Genomic DNA, 15,183 nt, shown 5'->3' with positions numbered 1-15,183 from the left:
TCTCGGAGTAAAATGAGGCAAGTGAATGACACCCTGCCTCCCTGCCCCGAATGCTCCAGCGACCTCGCCTACGAAATGGGAGCGCTGCTCGTGTGCCCCATGTGCGGTCACGAATGGGCCAACGAGCCTGCCGAGGAAGAGTCCGAACCCGTCTTCAAGGATGCCTTCGGTACCGTCCTGGTGGACGGCGACACCGTCTCCATCATCAAGGACCTTAAGTTCAAGGGCAGTTCGACCGCCATCAAGGTGGGCACCAAGGTGCGCAACATTCGCCTCGTCCCTCCCGTGGACGGTCACGACATCGAATGCAAGGTTGACGGCTTCGGTCCCATGCAGCTGAAGTCCAGCGTGGTCAAGAAGGTTTAGCGCCACCGGGATGCCGGAATGGGCTGCCAGCTCACCCATTTGGTATCCAATTTCACCGTAATGTGCCCGTGGATTTCATGTATGTGCATCGAGGGTGACACTATCAAACTCGGGGGACTCTCCCGATGACGGCACAGCGCTGAGCCGATGCCCCTGTTCCCGAACCCCAAGGACGCGCAATGCCACAAAGTCTGATTCGTTCGAGTCATCTTCCTCGCTCTGTCGCTGGTCTCTCCCTGGGCCTGCTGCAAGACCTGCAACAGCTTGCCCGCACACCCTCACTGCTGGTGGCGTGCAACTACGGCGGCACGCTGTCGTACCACGGTGACTCCGCGGTGGCCTCGCAGCCGCTCGCCGAATCGGCGACCGCACTGCGTGCCCTGGCGGCTCTGCCCAACACCCATGCCGCTGTGTTGTCCGGTCGCCCGCTACGCGACCTCGCCGCCGATTCACGCCTGCCCCGCGAGGTGCACCTCGTGGGAAGCCACGGTGCCGAGTTCGACAGCGAGTTCTTCACCGCGGCCGACGGCATGACCGAAGCCCAGGACTCCGGCGTGGCGCTGGATCGCCTCCGGAGCCGCCTTGGTGTGGGTGCCGCCTTCTTTGCCGGCGATGCCGCGAGCGATGAGCACGCCATGAGCACGCTGCACGGCCCCGACATGGGCGTGCGGGTGGGTGCCGGCCAGTCCGTGGCCCGTCACCACATCAGCGGACCCGAGGTGCTCGCCCAGATGCTGGCGCTGCTCTTCGAACTGCGCAAGGACTGGCTGTTCGGTCAGGAAGTTGTGGCCATTGAGCGTCACTCCATGATCGGCGACGGCACGACCACCGCCCTCGTGACGCCGGAGGCCCGCATCTGCTGGATGACGCATCCGCTCCCCGATTCGGGCTCCCTGTTCGCGAGCATTCTCGGCAGCGACGAGGCCGGACACTTTTCGATTGAGCCGGTAAAGAAGTCGCGCGTGCTCGGTCAGCGCTACCTCGACAACACCATGATCGTGGAAACGCGCTGGGCAGATGTGACGGTGACCGACTACATCGCCCCCTCGCCCCTCGGCATCACCAACCTGGTGCGGGTGCTCACGGGCACCGGTTCGGCACGCATCGTTTTTGCGCCGCGTCCCGACTATGCCTCCGCCTACTTCAACATGCACGCGGATGCCGTGGGCGTGCACATCACTGGAACTCCCGACCCGATTACCCTCGCCTCGCCGGGTGTGGACTTTGCCATCACCTCGGATGGTCGTAACGCCACGGCCACCGCCGTGGTGGACCTCTCGAAGGGCCCGGTGGTGCTCAACCTGCGCGCCGGCGACACCGAGCCCGTGGTTCCCGACATCAACACCGAACGTCAGCGCCGCGCGGCCATCGCGTCCGCATCGCGCGCGTGGGTGAGCACCCTGAACCTGCCGAGCGTGAAGCCGGCCCTCGTGGGTCGGTCCGCACTCGTGCTGCGCGCCCTGGTCTACGAGCCCACCGGTGCGGTTTTGGCCGCGTCCACCACCTCACTGCCCGAGGGTATTGGCGGAACCCGCAACTGGGATTACCGCTACTGCTGGCTGCGCGACGGCGCCATGACCGTGAAGGCGCTCGCCGACCTCGGCTCGACCGCCGAGGCCGAGGGCTTTTTGCTCTGGCTGAACGACATTCTGGAGCGGAGCCCGGGGGCCGAGTGGCTGCATCCGCTGTATTCGGTGAGTGGATCGTCACTGTCCACCGAGGCCAGCCTCGAGTCGCTGCCCGGCTATGCCGGCTCACGCCCGGTGCGTATCGGAAACGCTGCCGATAACCAGGTGCAGCTCGACGTGTTCGGCCCGGTTGCCGAGCTGATCGACACCGTGAGTGCGCAAAATGGCGAGATCACCGAGTTTCAGTGGGGTCTGCTCTCGCAGATGGTGGAGGCCGTGGACAGCCGCTGGAATGAGCCCGACCACGGCATCTGGGAAGCCCGTCGCAGCCCGCGCCACCACACCTACACGAAGACCATGTGCTGGGTGACGGTGAACCGTGCCCTGCGCGTGGCCGCCCGCCACGGCCGCACGCCCGAACCGCACTGGGAGCTGCTCGCCGAAACCATTCGTGAAGACGTGCTGCGCCAGGGCTGGGATGACGACGTGAAGTCGTACACCGTGGCCTACGACAGCCCCGACCTCGACGCCGCCGTGCTGCACATTGGCCTCTCGGGCCTGCTCGACGTGTCAGACCCGCGCTTCTACCAAACCGTGAGTGCGGTGGAGCGCGAGCTGCGCGTGGGCCCCACGGTGTTCCGCTATCGCTATGACGACGGCCTGCCGGGACTCGAGGGTGGCTTCCACATTTGCACCACGTGGCTGATTGAGGCCTACCTCGTGACCGGCCGCTTCGACGAGGCCGAGGCCCTGTTCGACCAGCTCGTGGGCCTCACCGGCCCCACCGGACTACTCTCCGAGGAGTTCGACCCGGCCACCGAGACGCACCTCGGCAACCACCCGCAGGCCTACTCGCACCTGGGCTTCATCCGCTGTGCGCAGCTGCTCGACGAGCACCGCAAGCGCGACGCCGTGCCCTACGTGATGATGGGTCTCGCCTAACCCCTTTAACAGCGGATGCCGCGGCCCCCTCTCGAGGCGGCCGCGGCATCTGTGTGTCTGGGTCTGGCTAGTCGTTGTCTCCGGTGGGCGCAGCTGGGGTGCCCATGTCTTCGGACCACACCGCGGTCGCGCCACTGTGACCGATGATCACGGCCTGCACGGTGGTTCCGGTGGCGGTGAGCACGGCCGCAAGCGCGATGACAATGGCCACCCACTTGGGCGAGCGGGTTTTGGCGCGCTGCGTGTAATTCCAGAACTGCATCACGGCGGCCACCACGAGCAGCCCGATCACCCAGGGCAGCAGACCCTCGGCCTGGTTCGCGTGAATGTTAATGAGTGCGGAACCGCCCACACGCGCCTGCAGGCTCTCGCCGGATTCGGTCGAAATCGGCACGAGAACAACGGCGGCCAGGGCGAGGCCGAGCGGCAGGAACCGCGCCCAGCGGCGAAACCGCGGCCACACGGCGGCGAGCAGAACCACGAGGGCGGCGGTGGGCACGACCACCTCGGTGGAGTGAACAATAAAGGGATGCAGCGGAAGGCCGAAAAACGTATCAAACATGAGTCTCCTGGTGAGCGTGCGTGGGCCGGTCGCCGACCTGCCGAGGGTGGGATCACACGCGGATCCCCATAATCAATGCTAAACAACGCGGCCCCGCGCCGCCACGCAGGGCAGGCTGCACTAAACCGTGACGCGTGGGGGAGCGGATGCCGCTGGCCGGCTCAGGCCCACGGCATCCGCTTCACCGGGGGTTACGCCGCCACGGCCTCGGTGAGGAGTCCGGTGGCCACGTCGAACACGAAGCCGCGCACGGAGTCCTTGAACGGAATGAACGGGCTCGCCGCGATGCGGCGCATGGACTGCAGCACGTCGGTGGCCGGGTCGGTGAAGGACTCCGGAGCCCACGGCGGGCGGATGCCGGTGTCGGCCGTGACCGACTGCTTGAACTCGTCGTCGGTGAAGGTGAGCATGCCGCAATCGGTGTGGTGAATGAGGATGATTTCGCGTGTGCCGAGCAGGCGCTGGCTGATGGCGAGCGAGCGGATCTCGTCTTCGGTGATCACGCCGCCGGCGTTGCGAATCACGTGCGACTCGCCCTCGGCGAGGCCGAGCACGCGGTAGACGTCCATTCGGGCGTCCATGCAGGCCACCACGGCGAGGTGCTTGCTGGGCGGGAGGGGAAGCGGCCCGGTGAAGTTCGCCGCGTAGGCCTCGTTGTTGATGAGTAGCTGGTCGGTGAACGTCATGGTCGTCCTTCAGTTAGGTGGTGAATCGCACTCTGTCACGCCAACATGTGCGCACCACGAGTGCGTGTCACATGGCGTCACCGGGGCTTTTTGTCGGTTTCGCATGCCGAGACTTTGAATGCGCCCGGCAGCGATGCCCGATTGGGTGTGAAAGCTCACATGAACAATGTTTCCCCAGCCTGCGCGCCGGGGAGCGACCTAGCGTTGCGTCAAGATCGCCGCACGGCGAGCATCCGTCAGGCTTCGGAGGAATCATGACCACTGTTAGTGAACGCGTTGAAACCGGCTCCACCACACCCCGGCACGCCATGGTTTTGGCGAGCCGGCGCATTGCCGTTGCCCTCGGACTGGCTGGCATCGCCGCGGTGCACATTCTCGATTTGCCGGGCAAGTTTGCGGAGACGCCGTACCTCGCCTACTTCTACCTCGGCATCATTGTGGTGTCGTTCGTCCTTATGGAGCGGCTGATCACGGGCGGCACGCGCCTCGACTTTGCTGCAGCGGCCGCGCTCGCCGCCGCCGTGCTGGTGGGGTTCACCATCAACCGCACGGTGGGCATGCCCGGTGCCATGGATGACATCGGCAACTGGTTTGAGCCGCTGGGGATGCTCTCGCTGGTTGTCGAGGCCTTCGTGCTGTGGCAGGCCGTTGCCGCGGTGGTTCAGCTTTCGAAGCCGATGCCCGCGCGCTAGCCCGGCTGGCGGCATCCGCTGGGTATGGTCGCGCCGCGTTTCGGTGGCCGCTACGCACATGGCGCGCGGCCGCCACCGCTCTCGGTGGCCGCTACGGTAATTTCCGTAGCGGCCACCGATTTGCGTCGCAGCGGCGGTCAGGCGGTATCCGGCAGCGTCACCACCACCTGCAGACCCGAACCCGGCACGTTCGACAACGTCACCGTGCCGCGGGCGGCGCGCACGGCGGCGGCCACAATGGCCAGGCCCAGTCCGGTTCCGGCGCCACCGGTGCGGGCGGGTTGCGCCTGCGAGAACCGGTCGAGGGCGCGCGGCAAAAACTCGGCGTCAATTCCCGGGCCGGTATCCACCACGGTGAGCAGCACCCCAGCGTCGGTCAACGTGAGCGACGCCGTCACCACTCCGGTACTCCCGAGCGCATGGATGGCGTTCCCCAGCAGGTTGTCCACAATTCGGCCAAACTCATGGGCCGCGATGGGCACCTGACCATTCCCAGGAGCGGCCTGAGGCGACTCAAAATCAATGCGGATGTCGGTGGTGCGCGCCACGAACCGCGCCCGGTCCACCGCGGCCACCAACTCCTCGGCCAGTTGCCGCACGGTGGCGTGGCCGGTCTCGGATCCCGCCTCGATGCGCGAGAGCTCCAGCAGGTTCGACACCAGCCCGCCGAGGCGCTGCACGGCCCGTTCGGCGGCGGCCACATCGCTCGTGAGGGTGGAGCGGTCTCCGGTGCGAATGAGTTCCAGCTGCGCTTGCAAAATAGCCACCGGCGTTCGCAGCTCGTGACTCGCGTCGGACACCAGCTGACGTTCGCGCTCTGCGGCGGCGCGCAGGCTCCCAATCAGGGTATTCAGGGTGCGGGCCAGTTGCTGCACCTCGTCGTGGGCGGGGCTCACCGGAAGCGTCTCGGCCGAGTCCGCCCCGATCAGCGAGTCGGCGCTCCGTCGCAGGTGTGCGACCGGGCGCAGCGCGGCACCCGTGAGCAGCCACGATGCGGCACCGAACACCAGCGTGAGCACCGCCAGGGCCAGCCCCAGCTGCTCGGTGATGCCGGCCAGCACCAGGCGGGACGCGGCGTCGTTCACCGCCGAATACACTCGCCAGGTTCCCGTGGCGGAGGGCACATCCGTTACGAGCACGAGATAGTCCGCGCGCCCCACGCTGATCGTCTGCGGTGCGCTCTGCTCGTCGGCACTCAGGGACACCTCCTCGGCCAGCACCCGCGGCAGCGTGGAGAGCGCCACCTCGCCGCTCGGGTCCACCACCATAATCAGCTGTCCTTCGCCGGGGCTGTCCAGCTCGCCCGCCTCCCGCGCAATGGCCGACACATACGGCGAGGCATCACTGCGCAGCAGCTCAGCGGATGCGTTCAGCAGCACGTCCTGAACCTGAGCGTGCACCACGAAGGCAGCGCCGCCAAAAAACACCGCCGCGAGCAGCAGCGTGCCCATGGTGATGCGGGTGCGAATCGACAGCCGGTTCAGCACGATCACTCCGGCAGCTGCAGTCGAAAGCCGATGCCGCGCTCGGTCATAATCGTCACGCCGTCGTGCTCCGGACTCATTTTGCGCCGCAGGTAGCTCACATACTGGTCCACCACGTTGGCGTCGGTGTAGTCGCTGGATCCCCAGATTTCGGTGAGAATCGTTTCCCGGCTCACCGTGGCGTTCACGTTTTCGGCCAGCAGGCGCAGCACCGCAAATTCTTTGGGGCTGAGTGAGATGGCCCGGTCGTCACTCGTCACCTCGTGATCGTGGCTGTCAATGCGGAGCGCCCCCACGCGCAGCACCTGCGCCGGCACCAGCTGTTCGCGCCGCCGAATCGCCCGCAGGCGTGCATGCAGCTCCGTGAACGCAAACGGTTTAATCAGGTAGTCGTCGGCGCCGGCGTCGAGGCCGCGCACCCGGTCGTCCACGGCGTCCCGCGCAGTGAGCAGCAGAATCGGCAGCAGCGGCTGCGCCACGCGCAGCCGTCGGCACACCTCGAACCCCGACATGCCGGGCAGCATCACGTCCAGAATGGTGGCGGCAAAGTCCTGTTCCCCGGCCACAATCAGCGCGTCCACGCCGTTCCGTGCCCAGTCCACCTCGTAGCCGTCTTCGCTGAGGCCGCGCACCAGCAGGCGCCCCATCTCCTCGTCGTCTTCCACTACCAACAGTCGGCCGCGTGCCTCGCCCATAGTCACCACACTGCCATTCTCGCGGCTCCAGGCCGCTGCGCCGCACGCGCCGCGAAGCCGGAGCCACATCGGCACGCGAGTGCCGGCCATCCCGTGCCCGCACATGTGAGAGTCGTGGGAGAAGCCTGAGCCTCGGGCGCTGCCGGCGGCCCCAACGGATGCCCCGCGGCGCCCTCCCGAGACAGTCAGCGACCGGCCCGCACCCCCACACGGCAGCCCCGCGGGAACCTGAGTACTCAGCCGGCACGAAGCCGCGGCAACGGATCGATATCTATGCTCGGGCATTGCCCCAGTGGCAGCCGACACCGTCGGAGGCCACGAGCTATCGAAAGGAACGACAAATGCCCCAGAACCACACCCTCAAGGCGTTCAACACTCCCCTCAAGAAAAAGCTGTTCGGCGGTGCCATCACTGTGATGACCGCAGGATCCCTGCTCGGCCTCGGAGCGGTGGGCGCCCAGGCGAGCCTGATTGACCAGACCACCGACACCCCCACCACGACCAGCGCGTCGGCCGAGGGCTCGGCCAGCAGCACTGACGATGTGATCGCGGCGGTGCAGAAGGAGCTCCGCGCGGACATCCGCTCGGGTGGCAGCATTGGTGAGAAGGCGCAGAACGTGTCGATCACCCTCGAGAGCCACGCCGAGCTCTTCGCAAGCCTTCCCGCAAACCTGCAGGCCGACCTCACCGAGCTCAACGCGGCGTCAGACACCGAGCGTGAGGCGCTCGCCACGCAGGTGGGAGCCACTGCGCTCGACGGCGGGTACGGAGCCGAAGCGCAAAAGGTAGCCATGGCGGTGCAGCAGGATCCGAAGCATCCGCTTGCTGCGGCCGTGAACGCACTGCTTTCGACCGACGCTGGCCAAGCCGACGAAGGGCGAGGTAGCAAGGCTGAGGCCACCGCCGAGACCGTGACGAGCGCGCTGATTGACAACCCCGCGCTCTTCGCGAACCTGCCGACGGCGTTGCAGAATGACCTCATCGCGCTCCAGGACTCCCTGGCGGCTGACCGCGCGGCAGCCGCCGATGCGATCGAGGCCAACGCTCTTTCCGGCGAGTACGGTGCCGAGATTCAGAAGATTGCCGAGCACCTGCAGTCCGGTGACGTCACGAGCGAATCCAGCCGCTAGCCATACCTGATCTGGCCGGGAGCGCGCGCTCCCGGCCATTTCATTGCCCTCTTTCCAGAACGGATGTCCGCGCCCCCGACGACGCCGCACTCGCCGCGAAGCCGTAGCCACAGTGGCACGCGAGTGCTAGCGTGCCGGTCATGAACCAGAGCGACCTTTTCCTCCAAGCGGATGCCGCGTTGCGATCCGTGATTGACCGCCTCACGTCCGAGCACCTCGCGCTGGCCACTCCGGCCGATTGGTCCCGCACCCCGAACCCCACCCTGCGCGATGTGCTCGCCACCCATGCCCGGGACGAAGCCTGGGTTCCCGACGTGCTCGCCGGCCGCACCATTGAGGACGCCGGCACGGAGTATGACGGTGACCTTCTGGGTGATGACCCCATCACCAGCTACGACCGGCTGAACGACGTGGCCACGGCTGCGGTGACCGCCGTGGTCAATCCCGAAGCCACCGTGCATCTCAGTTACGGAGACTTTGCCATCCACGAGTATCTGCAGCACGCGGCCTTTTACCGAGCCTTTCAGGCCTGGTCGATTGCGCATCTCGCGCGGATCGACTTCAGTCTTGGTGCGCCGCTGGTGGATATGCTCTGGGACCAGATCGTTCCCGTGGTGCGCGAGTGGCGGGCCATGGGTGTCTTTCCGCCGGCGGTGGCCATGCCGTCCCACGCGAACCGCGAGATCGAGCTGCTCGCCCTCACCGGCTACTGGGTGGCCGACGACACCGACTGACGGCCCCGCGCCTGCGCTCCCGCAGTTATCTTCGGAGCTTTGGTTTGCGTCGGTCTTTTTCTGAGCGGATGTCTGTGCTCGCGCTACCTCGGGCGCACTCATGTCACACGAGCATTTCAGGTCAGCGGTTCCGTCGGCGAGGTGGCCACCGCCGCGGAATTTACTCATTACGGCTTGACCGTGCGCAAGATTCGCGCGGAAATCGCAGAGAGTCTCATTGAAAAGGTCGCTCGGGGCATGTACAGCTGTGTGCACACGGTGCCGACCGGAGCGTCGTAGCAGAGGCCCACGCGCAGATCGTGTGCGTCAGTGCCCTGCGACGAGCGGGTGTCTGGGTCGGCCTCAAGTCCGAGCTCCATCGGCGGCGACCGTCCCACGCGAGGCTTGGCTCCGGTTCACCTGGGGCCGGGGTCTCCATGTTCGCTGTGGTTTGGTGCGCTTCGCTGTGCCGATACCGGCCCGTCTTGGCTCATTTCCCTTGTGGATGCCGTCTGGCAGGCCTTCTACTGCCTCGACGAGGAGAACGCCATCACCTGTCTCGAGTCCGCTGGGAACGAGAACAACATCACCATCCACTAGGCGCGCCACATCTGTCAGCTCGCCCCGGAATACTTGCTGCGCGCTATCGCAGAGATCGAGTTCAGGTTCTATTCCGGCATCGCAACCATCACGCGTCGGCGACGAAGACCTCCTTATGGAGGACTGCGCAGCCTTTGAGGCAGACGGCGTGCGGGGGCGCGTTGCTGTGCTGCGGACGGCGATGGCGACGCATTTGCTGGGATCCGTGGTGAATATTGGCGTGGTGAGCATTGTGGGCGACCACCTGCGGGGCCGGGGTACGCTGCGGCTGCCCGATGCCATGCTGCTGAACCGGTCGTTCTCGGCGGGGGCGTTCTGGTCGCCGTTTTGGGCGGCCGCTGCCGCCGCGACCACGCTGGTGCCCGGCACGAACTCGATGGTGCTGCTGCTGGTGGGGTTGGCGGCCGCGGCCGTGGTGTTGCTGCTGAGCGTGTGGGACATTTTTTGGCTGTGAGGCGGGGAACTGCGCGGGTATCAGGGGTACGCGCTCAGCTGGGCGCTGCTGCGCGTGCCGCTGGTGCTGGTAGCACTGGTGATTGTGGCGCATCAGCTGTCGCCGGATGTGTCGGTGCCGCGGATTGTGGTGTTCGCAGGGCTGAATGTGACGGTGGTGGGGCTGCTGGTCTCGGGCTGGCGGAGGGCGCTGCGGAGGCTGGCCCGGCACGCACGGCATGACCTGCCGATGAAGCGCGGCGAGGTGACGCTGTTCGCCTCAGCCGGGGTGCTCGCGGTGGGGTTGCAAGTGCTGATGCCGGCGCTGAATGTTGAGTTGCCGGTTGAGAGGTTCACGGTGGCGTGGTGCGCGATGCTCGCGATGATTCTGCTGGCGCTGGTGGGTGTGCACCCGGTGGTGTCGGTGGCGATTGTGGCGGCGCTGGTGCTGCCGCTGAACCCGGAACCGACGCTGTTTGTTCTGGCCGCCAGCATGGGGTGGGGGACGGCGACGGCGGCGGTGGGGCCGATTACGGGGCTGACCAAGCTGATGATGGGGCGGTATGGGGTGGACGGATTGGTGCTGACGCGGTGGAATTTGGTTTATTTGGGGGCGGTGCTGGGGGTGGCGTGGCCAGCGCTGCATGTGGGGGAGTGGGCGGTGGGGATGGTTGGGGCGTGAGGGATGGGTTGCGGGGTCTCGAGACGCCGGCGAAGTGCGTGCCGGCTCCTCGACCAGCGAGACCCTTCCGCTGGTTGAGGGCGAGCTTGCGAGCAGTCGAAACCTGGTGAGCCGGTTTGCAGGACTGGGTCACGGGGTCTCGAGACGCCGGCGAAAAGCGTGCCGGCTCCTCGACCAGCGAGACCCACCCGCTGGTCGAGCGCGAGCTTGCGAGCAGTCGAGACCTCGGGAGCTGGTCTGAGGGACTGGCTCACGGGGTTTCGATACGCCGGCGAAGTGCGTGCCGGCTCCTCGACCAGCGAGAGGGGGGTGCGCAGCCGTGCGGCCAGCCTCTCGCTGGTCGAGCGCGAGCTTGCGAGCAGTCGAGACCTCGTGAGCCGATTTTCAGAGTCGGCTCACGGGGTCTCGAGACGCCGACCAACGAAGACGGGGGCGAAGGGGCGGTGCGGGCGTTGGCGGCAGCGTGGGGGGCCTGATTATGGGGATAGGCGGGGTCTGTGGGTGGCGGGAACAGGCGTCAGCTGGGCGCATAGAAGCTCTGAAGGGCGCTGTTGGAGCCGATGCTGTGCGTGGAAATATTTACTAAGGTCACGAGTTTTAAACGTGAGCAAGCCTCGCTTTCTTGTTCTATTCAGGGTAAAATGGGGACATGTTCACGACGATGAAGTCCGGTCCCGAAGTGGTCGCTCTGCTACAGCAGGCCAGCGATCTGATCGGTGACGCTCTTGACGGAGTGAGCTTCCCCCTCCTCGACGATGACGCGGCCCTGAGCGTGATGGGCGCGTTGGAGGCGGTGGGGCGCCGGGTGGATGGGGGCCGGATCTGGTCCGCCGCCGACGTGGGTATGCGCGCTGAAACCAGTAGAGGCCATGACTCGTTGGCGTGGAAGAGCGGATGCCGCACCAAGTACGAACTCATCACCGGCATCACCCGGGTGTCCGCCTCCGAAGCCAAGAGGCGGATGCGCCTCGGTGGCATCGTCACCGGTACTGCGGCGGCCACGAGCGGTCTGCTTGGCCAGAGCGTTCCGGTGCGACACCCGGCCGTCGCTGAAGGACTCACCTCAGGGAACCTCGGCGTTGATGCCGCCGACGTGATCGTCTCCGCCCTCGAACAAATTGCCACACGGGTTGCCCCGGATGATCTCGACCGCGCCGAGCGCGCTCTCGTCGCCTCGGCAACCGGCGCCATCACCCCCGAGACGGAGGGACTCCCCGGAGCGGGGATTGCGTTCCCGGCCGATTTGATTCGGGCGCAAGCACATGAGTGGGGAGCGATCCTGGACCCCGACGGCGCCGCACCGAGTGATGAGCAGACCGCGGCGACCAGCACTGTGGGGTTCGGACTCCTGAAGAATGGGTTGTATCCGTTACGGGGTGGGGTGACACCGGAACTGCGCGGCGTAATGAACGGTGTCTTTGCGACCTTCATTAGCGCCCACGCGACGCCCGCGTTCCCGTCGGCCGAGGATCAGGCCCGCATGGCGGCCGGGGAACTGATCCCCGGTGCCGAAGAGATCTGTGATGACCGTACTGGCGGGGAGAAGTGCGCCGACATCCTCCGGGCGGTGTTTGACAAGACCGCACGGGACCCGAAAACACCGCGGATGGGCGGTGCGGCGCCGACGGTGATGGTGCACGTGAATGCCCGTGACCTGAAGAACGGGCGCGGCGTCGGCTGGATCGACGGCGTGGATGCACCGATCAGTCTGAAGGCGGTGCAGGAGCGACTGTGTGCGGGTGGGTATCAGCAGGTGATCATTGGTGAGAACGGCCAGGTACTGCATCTCGGGGAGAAGGAACGGTTCTTCAGCCCGGCACAGCGCCGGGCCATTGCGGCCCGCGATGGTGGGTGTGTCATTCCCGGCTGCACCATTGCTGCCGCGTGGTGCGAGGTGCATCACGTCTTCCCGTGGAAGTTCAATGGGCCAACGAACATTGATAATGGGTGTTTGCTGTGCTGGTATCACCACCACAGCATTGATGCGTCCGGGTGGCAGATCAAGATGGTTGATGGCAGGCCGTGGATTCTTGGGCCCGTGCTCTTTGACCCCGGTCAAACGTGGCGACCAGCGGCTAGCCATCGGGCCAACACCCCCAGCACCGACCCGCCCTGGGCATCCGATAGCCGGTGAGACGGCTCGTGCTGGTGCGTTGGCTCACGGGGTCTCGAGACGCGCGCGAAGTGCGTGCGCGCTCCTCGACCAGCGGGGCTCGCTGGTTGAGCGCGAGCGTGCGCGCAGTCGAAACCTGGTGAGTTGGTCTCTGGGACCGGCTCACCGGGTCTCGAGACGCCGGCGAACAGCGTGCCGGCTCCTCGACCAGCGAAGGACCGGCGAATAGCGTGCCGGCTCCTCGACCAGCGGAGGCTACGCGAGATGCTTCGGAACCTGGATTAGGGGGATGGGGAATTGGGAGGCACGAAGGGGATCCAGAAGGTCGTCGGTGATGCCAGCCGTGAAGTCTTTCACCTCGAGAACCTTGAAGAGCGCCTCGCGACCAAACTTGGAACTGTCGGCAACGAAGAAGGCCTCTTTGGCGATGGACCGCATCAGCCGTTTGAGCTCCACCTCGTAACTGCTCGTGTGGTACAGCCCGTCGTCGCAGACGGTGTCTGCCCCAAAAACGGCTACGTCCACTCGTAGGTTGGACAGTTGCAGCACGGAGGCGGGGCCCCACATTGTGTACACGTCGGGGAGCAGTTCGCCGCCAATGAACACCAGGTGCGCCGATCGCTTCTGCGCGATTTCCATGGCAACGGCGAGGTCATTGGTCACCACGGTGAGGCGTCGCTTCGTGAGATGACGGGCCACTTCCAATGTGGTGCTTCCGCCATCGAGCAGCACGATCTGGCCGTCGAGAATGCGATCAGCCATGGCCTGCCCAATGGCCGACTTCTCGGCGTGGTGCAGCGGCCCGGTGAACGTGTCGAAGGCGTCCGCTGGCTCAACGGGGATGGCGCCACCGTGCGTGCGTTGAATGAGCGACTTCGATTCGAGTCGTTCCAGGTCTCGCCGAATGGTGGAGGTGGTCACGGCAAAGTGCGTGGCGAGGCTGTTGACGGACTGGAAACCCTGAGCTTTGAGAATCTCGGCAATTTCTAGCTGTCTTGACATGCGTGTGGCTCCCCTGAGGTTGTTCTGACGAATGTGCGCTGCGCCATCATTCCACTGTAGGCCTTCTGCGCGAAAACGCGCACATATACGAACAAAAACGCGCAGACGACGATTCTTGAGATTTCTTTTCTCACGATGAGACGTAGCGGTCTTGGTCGAAATTTGGTCCGAATATAAAGTTGATCAGGATTTCTCCTGCTCTTCACCCAGCGGATGTGTCATTCTCGCGCGCAGAATTTGGTCACAGTACGCGCACAATTGCGTGAAACTGCGCAGATTGTGCTCATTATCGCTTGACGTACCGTGCAGTTTGCGGATATGTTCCTCAACTAGCGCGCATCGCAAACGTGCCGCCCCCGGTCGTGACCGAGTCACGAAGCGTTTACAAAGGAGTTAACGGAATGAATCACAAGCACGCCCTTCGGGGCACGGCACTACTCGTTGGAGCCGCTATCGCGCTCACCGGTTGCTCCTCAGTGGGCAGCGTTGCAGCTGGATCAAGCACAGCTCCAGCCGCTGACGACATGGTGATGGTGACGGTCGTGAAGGCCCAAACCATCCCGTGGTTTCAGCGCATGGAGGTGGGCGTCCAGTCCTTCGCAGAACGCACCGGCATCGATGCACGTCAGGAGGGCGCCGACGACGTGAGCCCCGAGAAGCAGGTGCAGATCGTTCAGGACCTCATTGCGCAGCAGCCCACGGCCATCACCGTGGTGCCCAACTCGCCCGAGGCGCTCAGCTCGGTGCTGAAGCAGGCCCGTGACCAGGGAATCATCGTGGTCTCGCACGAGGCAACGGGCATCGAAAACGTGGACATCGACATTGAGGCGTTTGACAACCCCTCCTATGGCTCCGAGATCATGGACAACCTCGCCGAGTGCATGGGTGACACAGGTGAGTACGTGCAGTTCGTGGGTGGCCTGACGGCCAAGACCCACATGGAATGGGTGGGTGCCGCCTACGACAACCAGCAGGCCAACTTCCCGAACATGACGCGCGTGGAAACGCCGATCGAGAGCACGGACGACCAGGGCACGGCCTACGAGCGAGCCAAGGAAGTTCTGGCCAAGTACCCGAACATCGCTGGCTTCCAGGGATCGGCCGGAAACGACGTTCCCGGCATCGCCCGCGCCGTGCAGGAAGCAGGCCTCGAAGACCAGGTGTGCGTGATGGGAACGTCCATCCCCTCGGTCGCCAACCAGTACCTCGCCGACGGCTCCATTGACAAGATCTTCTTCTGGGATCCTGCCCTCGCCGGTGAAGCACAGCTCGCCATCGCCCTGATCCTCGCCGACGGTGGAACCATCGAAGACGGCACCGACCTCGGCATCGAGGGCTACAACTCGCTCAAGAAGCTGGACGGCTACGACAACGTCTTCGTCGGTGCTGCCTCGGTAGCCGCTGACGCAGCCACAGCAGCCAAGTACAACTTCTAAGTAGTTCGACCGGCTGGGGT

At 65.3% G+C, this 15,183-nt stretch carries 14 protein-coding genes; 9 read left to right on the top strand and 5 right to left on the bottom strand.

What is annotated here, in order from left to right:
- The first annotated feature begins 12 nt into the window (after positions 1–12).
- On the top strand, positions 13–366 hold the full coding sequence (locus tag H4V99_RS14360; RefSeq protein ID WP_280679413.1) for a zinc ribbon domain-containing protein YjdM: 354 nt from the start codon (positions 13–15) through the stop codon (positions 364–366).
- Between the two features lie 179 nt (positions 367–545).
- Positions 546–2,936: a trehalase-like domain-containing protein gene (locus H4V99_RS14355; protein WP_280679411.1), complete on the top strand. Its 2,391-nt coding sequence runs from the start codon at positions 546–548 to the stop codon at positions 2,934–2,936.
- Positions 2,937–3,003: 67 nt separating this feature from the next.
- On the opposite strand, the gene H4V99_RS14350 is transcribed toward H4V99_RS14355, so the two are convergent.
- Entirely contained in the window at positions 3,004–3,498 is a 495-nt protein-coding gene (locus tag H4V99_RS14350; RefSeq protein WP_280679409.1) for a DUF2231 domain-containing protein, read from the bottom strand.
- Positions 3,499–3,689: 191 nt separating this feature from the next.
- Positions 3,690–4,184 carry a carbonic anhydrase gene (locus tag H4V99_RS14345; RefSeq protein ID WP_280679407.1) on the bottom strand — a complete coding sequence of 165 codons (495 nt, stop codon included), beginning with the start codon at positions 4,182–4,184 and terminating at the stop codon, positions 3,690–3,692.
- 254 nt (positions 4,185–4,438) lie between these two features.
- On the opposite strand from H4V99_RS14345, the gene H4V99_RS14340 reads away from it, so the two are divergent.
- Positions 4,439–4,876, top strand: coding sequence for a hypothetical protein (locus tag H4V99_RS14340; RefSeq protein ID WP_280679406.1), 438 nt, complete (start codon positions 4,439–4,441; stop codon positions 4,874–4,876).
- A gap of 137 nt (positions 4,877–5,013) precedes the next feature.
- On the opposite strand, the gene H4V99_RS14335 is transcribed toward H4V99_RS14340, so the two are convergent.
- The gene (locus H4V99_RS14335; protein ID WP_280679404.1) at positions 5,014–6,369 is read right to left on the bottom strand and encodes a HAMP domain-containing sensor histidine kinase; all 1,356 of its coding nucleotides are present in this window, start codon (positions 6,367–6,369) and stop codon (positions 5,014–5,016) included.
- Positions 6,366–7,055 carry a response regulator transcription factor gene (locus tag H4V99_RS14330; RefSeq protein ID WP_280680144.1) on the bottom strand — a complete coding sequence of 230 codons (690 nt, stop codon included), beginning with the start codon at positions 7,053–7,055 and terminating at the stop codon, positions 6,366–6,368. The genes H4V99_RS14335 and H4V99_RS14330 overlap by 4 nt, the downstream gene beginning before the upstream one ends.
- Before the next feature lie 341 nt (positions 7,056–7,396).
- Here H4V99_RS14330 and H4V99_RS14325 point away from each other — a divergent pair, with 341 nt between their 5' ends.
- From H4V99_RS14325 to H4V99_RS14305, 5 genes are all read left to right on the top strand, one after another.
- A complete protein-coding gene (locus H4V99_RS14325; RefSeq protein WP_280679402.1) occupies positions 7,397–8,185 on the top strand; it encodes a hypothetical protein in 789 nt (262 codons plus the stop codon).
- Between the two features lie 140 nt (positions 8,186–8,325).
- Positions 8,326–8,919, top strand: a complete 594-nt coding sequence (locus tag H4V99_RS14320; protein ID WP_280679400.1) for a hypothetical protein — start codon at positions 8,326–8,328, stop codon at positions 8,917–8,919.
- 694 nt (positions 8,920–9,613) lie between these two features.
- Entirely contained in the window at positions 9,614–9,952 is a 339-nt protein-coding gene (locus tag H4V99_RS14315; RefSeq protein WP_280679398.1) for a hypothetical protein, read from the top strand.
- Positions 9,953–10,006: 54 nt separating this feature from the next.
- A complete protein-coding gene (locus H4V99_RS14310; RefSeq protein WP_280679396.1) occupies positions 10,007–10,612 on the top strand; it encodes a hypothetical protein in 606 nt (201 codons plus the stop codon).
- A gap of 649 nt (positions 10,613–11,261) precedes the next feature.
- The gene (locus tag H4V99_RS14305) at positions 11,262–12,746 is read left to right on the top strand and encodes an HNH endonuclease signature motif containing protein (RefSeq protein WP_280679394.1); all 1,485 of its coding nucleotides are present in this window, start codon (positions 11,262–11,264) and stop codon (positions 12,744–12,746) included.
- A gap of 234 nt (positions 12,747–12,980) precedes the next feature.
- On the opposite strand, the gene H4V99_RS14300 is transcribed toward H4V99_RS14305, so the two are convergent.
- Positions 12,981–13,727, bottom strand: a complete 747-nt coding sequence (locus H4V99_RS14300; protein ID WP_280679392.1) for a DeoR/GlpR family DNA-binding transcription regulator — start codon at positions 13,725–13,727, stop codon at positions 12,981–12,983.
- 401 nt (positions 13,728–14,128) lie between these two features.
- On the opposite strand from H4V99_RS14300, the gene H4V99_RS14295 reads away from it, so the two are divergent.
- Positions 14,129–15,163 carry an autoinducer 2 ABC transporter substrate-binding protein gene (locus H4V99_RS14295; RefSeq protein WP_280679390.1) on the top strand — a complete coding sequence of 345 codons (1,035 nt, stop codon included), beginning with the start codon at positions 14,129–14,131 and terminating at the stop codon, positions 15,161–15,163.
- Positions 15,164–15,183 lie beyond the last annotated feature (20 nt).

It is taken from the genome of Cryobacterium sp. CG_9.6 (assembly GCF_029893365.1).
GTDB lineage: Bacteria > Actinomycetota > Actinomycetes > Actinomycetales > Microbacteriaceae > Cryobacterium.
This window is presented reverse-complemented; position numbering and strand designations above follow the sequence as displayed.